Origin of the sequence: Pseudomonas sp. C 49-2 (assembly GCF_003970195.1) — a bacterium.
Classification (GTDB): Bacteria; Pseudomonadota; Gammaproteobacteria; order Pseudomonadales; family Pseudomonadaceae; genus Aquipseudomonas; species Aquipseudomonas canadensis.
The window spans coordinates 65382-74692 of the sequence record NZ_RXYG01000021.1 but is presented as its reverse complement, the minus strand read 5'-3'; the positions used below and the strand labels follow the sequence as shown (position 1 = coordinate 74692).

Annotated in this window: 7 protein-coding genes; 5 read left to right on the top strand and 2 right to left on the bottom strand. The window is 62.5% G+C overall.

The window, feature by feature from the left end:
• Window positions 1–280 precede the first annotated feature (280 nt).
• The 4 genes from EJ576_RS27535 (at window position 281) to EJ576_RS27520 (ending at window position 4411) form a co-directional block, all read left to right on the top strand.
• Window positions 281–871: an antibiotic biosynthesis monooxygenase gene (locus EJ576_RS27535; protein WP_126571592.1), complete on the top strand. Its 591-nt coding sequence runs from the start codon at window positions 281–283 to the stop codon at window positions 869–871.
• Window positions 868–2706 (top strand): amidohydrolase, encoded by a 1839-nt coding sequence (locus EJ576_RS27530; protein WP_028616650.1) that lies wholly within the window; start codon window positions 868–870, stop codon window positions 2704–2706. Before EJ576_RS27535 ends, EJ576_RS27530 begins: the two co-directional genes overlap by 4 nt.
• A gap of 24 nt (window positions 2707–2730) precedes the next feature.
• Window positions 2731–3348, top strand: a complete 618-nt coding sequence (gene ycaC / locus EJ576_RS27525) for an isochorismate family cysteine hydrolase YcaC (RefSeq protein ID WP_126571591.1) — start codon at window positions 2731–2733, stop codon at window positions 3346–3348.
• A gap of 181 nt (window positions 3349–3529) precedes the next feature.
• Window positions 3530–4411: a LysR family transcriptional regulator gene (locus tag EJ576_RS27520; protein WP_028616648.1), complete on the top strand. Its 882-nt coding sequence runs from the start codon at window positions 3530–3532 to the stop codon at window positions 4409–4411.
• Here the strand turns inward: EJ576_RS27520 and EJ576_RS27515 are convergent.
• A complete protein-coding gene (locus tag EJ576_RS27515; protein WP_123478554.1) occupies window positions 4398–5435 on the bottom strand; it encodes an AraC family transcriptional regulator in 1038 nt (345 codons plus the stop codon). The two genes, EJ576_RS27520 and EJ576_RS27515, sit on opposite strands and share 14 nt — an antisense overlap.
• A gap of 1 nt (window position 5436) precedes the next feature.
• Window positions 5437–6351 (bottom strand): GGDEF domain-containing protein, encoded by a 915-nt coding sequence (locus tag EJ576_RS27510; RefSeq protein WP_126571590.1) that lies wholly within the window; start codon window positions 6349–6351, stop codon window positions 5437–5439.
• Window positions 6352–6756: 405 nt separating this feature from the next.
• Here EJ576_RS27510 and EJ576_RS27505 point away from each other — a divergent pair, with 405 nt between their 5' ends.
• Window positions 6757–9270: a TonB-dependent receptor gene (locus tag EJ576_RS27505; RefSeq protein WP_126571589.1), complete on the top strand. Its 2514-nt coding sequence runs from the start codon at window positions 6757–6759 to the stop codon at window positions 9268–9270.
• The last annotated feature ends 41 nt before the right edge of the window (window positions 9271–9311 follow it).

Below are 9311 nucleotides of genomic sequence, written 5' to 3'. Positions count from 1 at the left end.
TTGATCTTAGGCGGCCCCCCAAATCACTGTCGGATTACGGGCACACCGAGCCTAGGCGAGGTGCCGAGTGTTGGGGCAAGAGCGTTTTGCTTACTTTTGACTGGGCCGGCATTCCGGCTTTTCAAAAGTGAGCCGCCGTAAGGGCGGAACCATAGGTGGCCGTTACCCAAATAACGGATATGTACCCAACCCAACCCAAACAGCACGTACATCCAATTTTCCCCACCCCAACCCCCGCAAACTCCCTCATCGCTGAAACATCAAGGCAGAGGACCACGCCATGGACCCAGCAACAAAACCAACCCCCGACGAAGTCGTCACCCTGGTGGTCAAACACCTGATCAAACCAGGCCGAGAAACCGACTACGAAGCCTGGCTACGCCGCATCGTACGTATCGCCGGCGCACGCCCAGGCCACCTCGGTGTCGACGTGGTGCGCGGCAAGCAAGGCAGCCTGGCCCTGTTCACCTGCGTATTGCGCTACCGCTCCACCGACGACCTGGAAACCTGGCTCGACTCCCCCGAGCGCAAAACCCTGATCGCCGAAGCCACCCCCATGCTCGCCGACGGCGACAACACCGAAATCGGCGCGGTCAACGAATTCTGGTTCAACCCCGAAACCCCAAACGCCGCCAAGCCACCGCGCTGGAAGCAGGCAGTAGTCACGCTGTTCGTGATCCTGCCGCTGACCCTGCTGGTGCCGATCATCTGGGGCCCGGTGCTGCGTCTGCATCCGTTCCTCTCCAACTACGTGGTCGCCACTTTCCTGGTCACCTTGACCATCGTCCTGCTGGTGGTCTACCTGCTGATGCCGGCGGCCACCCGCCTGTTCGCTCCCTGGCTCGAAGCCTCCGTAAAGGAAACCCTATGAACGCCGACCTGATTCTGTTCAATGGCCAGTTCCACACCGTGGACCGTGAAAACCCCCGCGCCACGGCCGTCGCCATCCACCAGGGGCGCTTCGTCGCCGTGGGCACCGACGGTGAAGCCATGGCCCTGCGCGGCAATGGCACCCAGGTCATCGACCTCAAGGGCCGCACCGTGATCCCCGGCCTCAACGACTCGCACTTGCACCTGATCCGTGGCGGTCTGAACTACAACCTGGAACTGCGCTGGGAAGGCGTGCCGTCACTGGCCGATGCCTTGCGCATGCTCAAGGACCAGGCCGACCGCACACCGACGCCGCAATGGGTCCGCGTGGTCGGCGGCTGGAACGAATTCCAGTTCGCCGAAAAACGCATGCCGACCCTGGAAGAACTCAACCAGGCCGCACCGGATACGCCTGTATTTGTGCTGCACCTGTACGACCGCGCCTTACTCAACCGCGCCGCCCTGCGTGTGGCCGGCTACACCAAGGACACGCCGAACCCGCCGGGCGGCGAGATCGTGCGTGACAGCAACGGCAACCCCACCGGTATGCTGGTAGCGCGACCCAACGCGATGATCTTGTATTCGACCCTGGCCAAGGGCCCGAAACTGCCGCTGGAATACCAGGTCAACTCGACCCGCCAGTTCATGCGTGAACTCAATCGCCTAGGCCTTACCAGCGCCATCGATGCCGGCGGTGGTTTCCAGAACTACCCCGATGACTACGCGGTGATCGAGCAGTTGGCCAAGGACGAACAGTTGACGGTGCGCATCGCCTACAACCTGTTCACCCAGAAGCCCAAGGAAGAACTCAGCGATTTCAAGAACTGGACTGGCAGCGTCACCCTGCATCAGGGCGATGACTACCTGCGCCACAACGGCGCCGGCGAGATGCTGGTGTTTTCGGCGGCCGACTTCGAAGACTTCCTTGAGCCGCGCCCGGACCTGCCGTTGACCATGGAGCAGGAGCTGGAACCGGTGGTGCGTCACTTGGTGGAGCAACGCTGGCCGTTCCGTTTACACGCGACCTATGACGAATCCATCTCGCGCATGCTCGACGTGTTCGAAAAGGTCAATCGCGACATTCCGTTCAACGGCCTGCCGTGGTTTTTCGACCACGCTGAAACCATCACGCCGAAAAACATCGAACGGGTGCGGGCGCTCGGTGGTGGTATCGCGATCCAGGACCGCATGGCGTTCCAGGGCGAGTACTTCGTTGAGCGTTACGGCGCCAAGGCGGCCGAAGCCACGCCACCGATCAAGCGCATGCTCGCCGAAGGCGTGCCGGTCGGCGCGGGCACTGATGCTACGCGGGTGTCGAGCTACAACCCCTGGACCTCGCTGTACTGGATGGTCAGCGGTCGCACCGTTGGCGGCCTGGAGCTGCACGCCGAAGGCCTGCCGCGCCTGACGGCGCTGGAACTGTTCACCCACGGCAGCGCCTGGTTCTCGTCCGAGCAAGGCAAGAAGGGCCAGATTAAGGTTGGCCAACTGGCGGACGTCGCGGCGTTGTCGGCGGACTTCTTCAGTGTCGACGAAGAAGCCATCAAGTGGATCGAATCGGTGCTCACCGTGGTCGGCGGCAAGGTGGTCTACGGCGCCGGTGACTTCGAAGATTTCGCACCGCCCCGCGTGCCGGTGCTGCCGGACTGGTCGCCGGTGGTCAAGGTGCCGGGTCACTGGCGGCCGAGTTCGCCGTTGCAGGCTCAGGTTCACCAGTGCAGCGGCCCGTGTGGCGTGCATTCCCACAGCCATGAAAAGGCGCGGCTTTCCAGCGTGCCGGTCAGCGACTTCCAGGGATTCTGGGGTGCGTTTGGCTGCTCGTGTTTTGCTTTCTGATCAAACCCCCGAAGGAGTTAACCCATGACTTACAAACGCTTGAACAAAGATGACGCCGTTGTCCTGTTGGTCGATCACCAGACCGGCCTGATCTCACTGGTCCAGGACTTCTCCCCGAACGAATTCAAGAACAACGTGCTGGCCCTGGCTGACGTAGCGAAGTTCTTCAAGCTGCCGACCATCCTCACCACCAGTTTTGAAAGCGGCCCTAACGGCCCACTGGTGCCCGAGCTGAAAGAACTGTTCCCGGACGCGCCATACATCCCGCGTCCTGGCCAGATCAACGCCTGGGACAACGAGGATTTCGTCAAGGCGGTCAAGGCCACCGGCCGCAAGCAGATCATCATTGCCGGCGTGGTGACGGATGTGTGCGTTGCGTTCCCGACCCTGTGCGCCCTCGATGAAGGCTTCGAAGTGTTCGTGGTCACCGACGCCTCCGGCACCTTCAACGAAACTGTGCAACAGGCCGCCTGGGCGCGCATGACAGCAGCCGGTGCCCAATTGGTGAACTGGTTCTCCGTGGCCTGCGAGCTGCAAGTGGACTGGCGCAACGACATGGAAGGCCTGGCCAACCTGCTGTCGCCGCGCATTCCCAACTACCGCAACCTGATGAACAGCTACTCGGCGTTTATCACCAAGTAAGCTTCGCCACGGAACACCGCTGAACCCTGTGGGAGCCGGGCTTGCCCGCGATGGCGGTGTGTCAGTTGACAGCAATGTTGGCTGACACACCGCCATCGCGGGCAAGCCAGCTCCCACATTTGATTTGTGGTGTGGCGACATACCCGTTATAAAAACCGCAAATGTCCACCGAGAAGCGACAATGAACCCCTTCGAAGACATGCGTCTGTTCTGCCAGGTCATGGAATCCGGCAGTTTCACCGCCGCCGCCGAGCAACTGGGCCTGTCCAAGCAGTTCGTCAGCCGCCGCCTGATCCAGCTGGAAGACCGCCTCGGCGTGCGCCTGCTCAACCGTTCCACGCGCCGTCTGGATGTCACGCCACTCGGCCAGAGTTACTACGAATCCGCCTTGCGCCTGCTCGGTGAAGTCGAGCAAGTGGAGCAGGGCATCGCCGGGCAGAACAGCGAACCGCGCGGCACCATCCGCCTCAGCGCGCCGTTGTCGTTTGCCATGGCGCACCTGGGCTGCCTGTTGCCGCTGTTCCTGCAGCGCTATCCCCAGGTGTCGGTGGAGGTTGACTTGAGCGACCGCCCTGTGGACCTGATCGGCGAAGGCTACGATCTGGTGCTGCGCATCGGCACCCTGGAGGATTCCACCTTGATTGCGCGCCGTATCGCCAGCATCCCCCGGGTGTACTGCGCCAGCCCCGACTACCTGGCCCTGCGCGGCACACCGCAAAAACCCGAAGACCTTGCTGACCACGACTGCCTGCCCTACGGCCATGGCCGCCAAGTGCAATGGCGTTTCAAAGGCAAGCTACAGGCGCTGAACGTGAGCGGGCGTATGCGCGTGAACAACGGCGACTTGCTGCGCGACACCGCCATCGCCGGCTTGGGTGTGACCTACCTGCCGACCTTTATCGTCGGCGATGCGTTGAAGGACGGCCGCCTGGTTACTCTCTTGGACGAGTTCGCGCCCGAGGCGTTGACCCTGTCGGCGGTGTACCCGCAACACCGACAAAGCTCGCGGCCGGTCCAGGCGCTGGTGGAGTTTCTGCGCGAGCGCCTGGCTAGCGGCTGTTGAACAGTTGGCGGATCAGGTTGGGCGTGCTGCCGGTCCAGCGCTTGAATGAACGGCGAAAGTTCGCTGCGTCGTTGAAGTTCAGGTACGCCGCCACTTCGTCATTGCTGTAGCCCTTGACCTGATACAGGTGCAGCGCCACTTGCTTGCGCACACGGTCGACCTGTTGCTGAAAGCCGGTGTCGTGTTTGTGCAGCTTGCGCTTGAGGGTTGCCGGGCTCATGGCGAAGGCCTGCGCGGCGTGTTCCAGGCTTGGCGGCTGGCGCACCTGCTCGCGCAGGTAGTCGTAGAGACAATCCAGAAAACTGCCGGTGAAACCCAACTGTTCGATCTGCTCGCGGGCTTGTTGGCGCGCTACCTGGCCGGCGGTGGCCGAGGCGCCCGGCCAGGCGCGGGTGAGGTGTTCGCGCGGGATGCTCAGCATGTCCAGCGGCCGCTCGAAACGCGTGTCTTCCCCCAGGTGCACCCAGTATTGCTCGACATAGCGCGGCTCGGCATGGCTAAAGCTGGCGGTCCACGGCAGGCGTTCGCCGCTGAGCCATTGGCTCATGGCAACCAGTGAGGTCATGCTGGCTTCAAGCAAGAAGCGCCAGTGCTCGCCGGCGCCGCAACTGTCCAGCCAATACAGATAGGCGTGGTGCTCATCCAGCTCCAGTTGCAGGGTGACCAGCGGGCTGAGCAACACCTGTTGCTGGATCAGGATATCCAGGGCCTGGTGCAGGTTCTGTGCATGGCCCAACGCATGACTGGCGGCGCCGTAATAACCGGGCAACAGGCGTTGGCCAAACAGAAAACTGCTGTCGTCTGCGTCGAGCAGTTTGCGGCTGTTGCCGATCAAACCCAGGAACTGCTGCGGGCTCAGCCGCGCCGTGCCGGCCAGGATGTCTTCGTGGAACAAGCCGGTGCCGCGCAGCAGGCGGTGGCTGTCGATGTCCCGGGACAGGGCCAGGTCGATCAACGTGGCCGGTTGATAGTGCCCGGGGATGAAGCGGCTGTCGGCCTCGTACCAGCTGGTTTTAACGGCCATTTCAGGCACTTTTCGCCAGGGGTTGCTTGGCCCTGGCCAGGGCCAGGTTGAGGCGCTTGAGCAAGTCATGGGGCGGCTCGTTCAGGGCCATGACCACGGCGGTGGTCGCCGCCAGTTGCAGGCGCTCACCGTGCAGCCGGGTCTTGTGGGCCAGGCCGCGCACGGCCTGCTGCAACTCCAGCGCCAGCTCCTTGGCCTGGCGTTCGCCGGTATTGGGCAGCAGCACCACAAACCGGTCACCGGCCAGGCGGCACAGCAGGTCCTGACGGCGCAGGTTGAGCAATAACAAATGGCTGAGCGCCTGCAACACCGCATCGCCTTCGGCATGCCCGTAGGCCTGGTTGATGGCGGCGAAGTTGTCCAGGTCCAGGGCCAGCAGCGACAGCGGTTGTTGCTGCGCGTGGCTGTCTTGCAGGCTGTCGGCCAACTGGCGCTTGAGGTAGTCGGCACCGGCCAGCGGCGTGAGTTTGTCGAACAGCCGATGCTCGCGGAACAGCCGCTCGCGCTTTTCCATCTGCGCGCTGATCGCCAGTTGCTCGCGGTGCCAGTGGTAGATGCCGATGGTCAGCAGGATCATGCCCACCGGCATCGGCCCGGACTCCAGCCAGTGATCCCAGGTAATGCTGTCGGGCAGGCGGATGAACTCATCGAGGCTGTCGATCCACCAGGAGAAGAAAATGCACGACAGGCCTAGCGCCAGGTATTTGGTGACGCGCCCGGCGGGGCGGCTTTTCAGCACCAGGCCCAGCCACACCAGCGCCAACAGCGCGGAGCCGCCTTCGCCGAAGATGTCCAGCCACACCCATTCGCTGAAGCTCTTCAACTCGCCACAGGCCAGGTGCAGGATCAGCCCGAGGTTGGCGGCGATCAGCAACAGGGAGAGTTTCCAGCGGTGGGGTTTGAGCACGGAAAACATGGCCGCGAGTCCTTGGGCAAAAAAGCGATGGGCGCCAGCACAGCAGATGGATGTGACGGTTGCGTGACGGTGGGGGAGGGTCGAATCAGCTCATGGCATACACCCGATCCCCGGCCAAACACAGAACAAATGTGGGAGCTGGCTTGCCTGCGATAGCGCTGGGTCAGGCAATCGAGCTTTAACAGACAGACCGCTATCGCAGCGATGCGGCGGCCCGACAAGCCAGCTCCCACACTTTAAGCCGAGGTCAATTCAGCTCATTTGTTCGCTTAAAACCGCTCAAAACCCCGGTTTACGGGGTTTTCAGGCGACCCCTGTCACAGAATCGTCATCCCCCACCCCTAGCGTGCCCTCCCAGTTGCCGGGCCTCTTGCCTGGCGCCAACGGATTCTTGGGGAGGATTGCATGTACAAGCGCACCGGGCTCGTCGGCTTCACGCTTACTGCCTTGGCCCTGGCGATGGCCAGCGAGCGGCTTTCGGCGGCCGAAGTGGCCAACACCGAGCACGTCGAGGTGGTCGGCCAGGCGGCAGCCATTGATCAGGCGCTCAAGGAGCAACGCAGCGCCGACAGCATCAAGAGCGTGGTGCATGCCGACGGCGTGGCCCAGTTGCCGGATGAAAACGTCGCTGAGGCGGCGCAGCGCCTGCCAGGCATCAGTGTGGAGCGCGATCAGGGCGAAGGGCGCTTTGTCAGCGTGCGAGGCCTTGGCCCGGACCTCAACAGCGTGACCATCAACGGCACCCTGGTGCCGGCCCCGGAAAGCGCACGCCGCGCCGTGGCCCTCGATGTACTGCCTTCGGAGCTGGTGCAGTCGCTGTCGGTGATCAAGACCCTCACGCCGGACATGGACGCCAACTCCCTCGGCGGCACCGTTGATGTGCAGAGCCTGTCGGCCTTCGACCACAAGGGCCTGTTCTACACCGGCAGTACCGAGGCCAGCTACGACAAAAACACCCACCAGACCAGCCCGAAATTCTCCGGTGCCGCCAGTAACCGTTTCAGCCTCGGCGACGGCATCGACAATTTCGGCGTGGCGGCTGCACTCAGCTGGCAGAAGCGTGACTTCGGCTCGGACAACGTCGAGACAGGCGGCGCCTGGGACTTCACCAACGGCGCCAAGCTCAATGAATTCGAGCAACGTGACTACGACATCAGCCGAGAACGTGCCGGTGGCGGCCTGAACTTCGACTACAAGCCCGATGACCTCAGCAGCTACTACCTGCGCACCCTCTACAGCCGCTACAAAGACACCGAGACCCGCAACTCCACCAGCCTCGAATTTGCCGACCCCCAAGCGCCCGGCGAGCTGGACGATGCCGAGGCCAAACGCAAGCTGAAGAACCGCGAAGAAACCCAGGAAATCCAGTCCTACGTATTCGGCGGCGAGCGCATGCTCGGCCTGTGGACCCTGAGCGGCCAGGCCGGCTACAGCCAATCCAGCGAAGACAGCCCGGCGCACATCGCCGGTGCCACATTCGACGGCGGCGACTTTGCCAACAGCGGCTTCTACGACAAGGACAAGCCACGCCCGATCATTGGCAGCGGCTTCTACGACGCGCGCAACTTCACCCTCGACAAGGTCGACTGGGAAAAACAGAACACCAAGGACACCGAGAAAAACCTGCGCCTGGACCTGGCCCGTGACTATGACCTGAGCGGCTATGCCTCCCAGGTGAAGTTCGGCGGCAAAGTCAGCCGTCGCAACAAGGACAACGACCTGGAGGCCTGGGTCTACAAAGACTTCGACACCCTCGGCTTTACCGACGACCAGCTCAACCTCAGCCAGTTCCAGAAAGGCAACGTCGACTACCGCCTGGGCAACTACGGGCCGGGCATCAGCCCCAGCAGCATCAAGCAGTTGATCGGAGGCCTCAACGCCGCGGACTTTTATGACGAGACCGAATCCCGGGTCAACGACTTCACCATCCGTGAAGACATCAACGCCGGTTACCTGATGAACACCATCGACATCGACGACTGGCGCTTTATCGCCGGCCTGCGCTACGAGGGCACCGAATTCGAAGCCAAGGGTACCGGCGCCACGGACGGGGTGTTCACACCCACCGAGACCAAGCGCCGCTACCATCATTGGCTGCCCGGCCTGCATGCACGCTACCAGATCGACAAGAACACCCAGGTGCGCGCGGCCTGGACCAAATCCGTGGTGCGTCCGACCTTTGGCCAATTGGCGCCGGGGTTCGTGATCGACGATGACGAAGCCACCTTCGGCAACCCGGACCTCAAACCCCTGGAGTCGAGCAACCTGGACCTGGGCATCGAGCATTTCATGGGCCGTGCCGGTACGGTCTCCGCATTTGTGTTCTACAAGGACATCAAGAACTTCGTCTACAACACCGACCTGGCGGGCACTGGGGCCTGGACCAACTTTTCCGAGGCGCATACCTACGCCAACGGCGACAGCGCCAAGCTCTACGGCCTGGAACTGGCCTACTCACAGAAATTCGATTGGCTGCCGGCACCGTGGAATGGCCTGCTGGTCGGTGCCAACACCACATTCAGCCGTTCCAGTGCTGACATCGAAGGCTTCGACAGCGCCAGCGGCGCGAATCGCAAGCGCAACATCAGCCTGCCCAATCAGTCGGACACCGTCGGCAACCTGATGCTCGGTTGGGAGAACGACAAGCTCAGCCTGCGCCTGTCGGCCAACTACAAATCGGCCTACCTCTTTGAGCTGGCCTCGATCAACGACAAGGCCCACGACCTGCACGTCGACGCCCAGACCTTCGTCGATTTCAGCGCGCGCTATTCGCTGACCAAGAACCTGCAAGTCAGCTTCGAGGCCCAGAACCTCACCGATGAGTCGTACTTCGTCTACACCGGCCACCGCAGCTACAACGGCCAGTACGAAGAGTACGGCCCCACCTACAAGCTGGGCCTGACCTTCACCCATTTCTAAGCACCAACCCCGATTTGAATGTGGGAGCTGGCTTGCCTGCG

Bases quoted from the DNA above. Each gene is read 5' to 3' on its own strand.
- EJ576_RS27510 (WP_126571590.1), bottom strand. From the start codon at position 6,351: ATGTTTTCCGTGCTCAAACCCCACCGCTGGAAACTCTCCCTGTTGCTG.
- EJ576_RS27535 (WP_126571592.1), top strand. From the start codon at position 281: ATGGACCCAGCAACAAAACCAACCCCCGACGAAGTCGTCACCCTGGTG.
- ycaC (WP_126571591.1), top strand. From the start codon at position 2,731: ATGACTTACAAACGCTTGAACAAAGATGACGCCGTTGTCCTGTTGGTC.
- EJ576_RS27515 (WP_123478554.1), bottom strand. From the start codon at position 5,435: ATGGCCGTTAAAACCAGCTGGTACGAGGCCGACAGCCGCTTCATCCCC.
- EJ576_RS27520 (WP_028616648.1), top strand. From the start codon at position 3,530: ATGAACCCCTTCGAAGACATGCGTCTGTTCTGCCAGGTCATGGAATCC.
- EJ576_RS27505 (WP_126571589.1), top strand. From the start codon at position 6,757: ATGTACAAGCGCACCGGGCTCGTCGGCTTCACGCTTACTGCCTTGGCC.
- EJ576_RS27530 (WP_028616650.1), top strand. From the start codon at position 868: ATGAACGCCGACCTGATTCTGTTCAATGGCCAGTTCCACACCGTGGAC.